Raw genomic sequence first — 498 nt, 5'->3', positions numbered from 1 at the left:
GCCCAACACCTACATTGCCATTAACTGGAAGAATAAACAAGCAGCCCGTGCCAAGGTTCAGGCACGAGCTGCTTAACAAAATTTATTCTATTTTCTCATCAGTACTTCTTGACGAAGAGCCCTAGTTTTTAAGGCAGTTAAATTTGTCAATATTAAATAGGTTTAAGTATGCTTACAATTAACAACTTTCCGTGGTTCTTAATGTGATTACTAATTTTGCTCGCTACAAGCGTTTAAGTTAAAGTCCCTACAGTGTTCTTTGTTCTCAACCAAAAGTTCTGGCTACTATGAGCTACAGCAAGACCTAATCGTTAAACTCGGCTCATATAACAAAAAGACCAATTCAGCTTTAACTACTGAATTGGTCTTTCTTCATTGCGTGGCAACGTCCTATCCTCGCAGGGAGCGATCCCCCAACTACTTTTGGCGTGTTGAAGCTTAACTTCTGTGTTCGGCATGGGAACAGGTGTATCCTTCAAGCCATCATCACCACACTTA

At 40.6% G+C, this 498-nt stretch carries 1 rRNA gene; it reads right to left on the bottom strand.

The window, feature by feature from the left end:
* Positions 1-377: 377 nt before the first annotated feature.
* Positions 378-494, bottom strand: a 5S ribosomal RNA gene (gene rrf / locus HUK49_RS10615).
* Positions 495-498: the final 4 nt, after the last annotated feature.

The sequence above is a fragment of the Limosilactobacillus portuensis genome, assembly GCF_014838735.1.
Taxonomy (GTDB): Bacteria; Bacillota; Bacilli; order Lactobacillales; family Lactobacillaceae; genus Limosilactobacillus; species Limosilactobacillus portuensis.
Note: the sequence above shows the minus strand (reverse complement) of the source record. Positions and strands in the feature narration are given on the sequence as shown.